1 protein-coding gene is annotated in these 407 nt (G+C 36.6%); it reads right to left on the bottom strand.

Annotation, left to right across the window (positions count from 1 at the left end; all coding sequences use genetic code 11):
• On the bottom strand, positions 1–407 hold a 407-nt coding region (locus tag KDK95_RS39075), incomplete at both ends, for a DnaA ATPase domain-containing protein (protein WP_249162354.1).

Below are 407 nucleotides of genomic sequence, written 5' to 3'. Positions count from 1 at the left end.
GCATTAAATGGGTTTTTCCTAAACCAACACCTCCATAGATAAATAATGGATTGTACGCTTTGGCTGGTGCTTCGGCCACAGCTAAACTCGCTGCATGTGGAAAGCGGTTACCAGGTCCGATTACAAAAGTGTCAAATGTGTTATGGGCATTGAATTGCTCTCTACCAAGCACATGATTATCCTCAGTTGTTTCAGTAGAAGGTTTTGTTGTTTCTTTTGGAGTAGCAGTTTCATTATTACTATAATTTGCTAATTCTTCAGTAGTAATAAAGTGAGGTTTTACTTCATAGCCTACAACATCAAATAAGATTGCTTGGATAATTTCAGCATATTGTTGATTTAACCAATTTGCATTAAAAGGAATACTCGATAATACGATAGCTTCACCATCTTTGATCGTGTAAAGC

Source organism: Actinospica acidithermotolerans (assembly GCF_018139625.1).
In the GTDB taxonomy this organism is placed as follows: Bacteria; Actinomycetota; Actinomycetes; order Streptomycetales; family Catenulisporaceae; genus Actinospica; species Actinospica acidithermotolerans.
The sequence above is the reverse complement of the archived record's forward strand: the minus strand, read 5'-3'. Positions and strand labels throughout refer to the sequence as shown.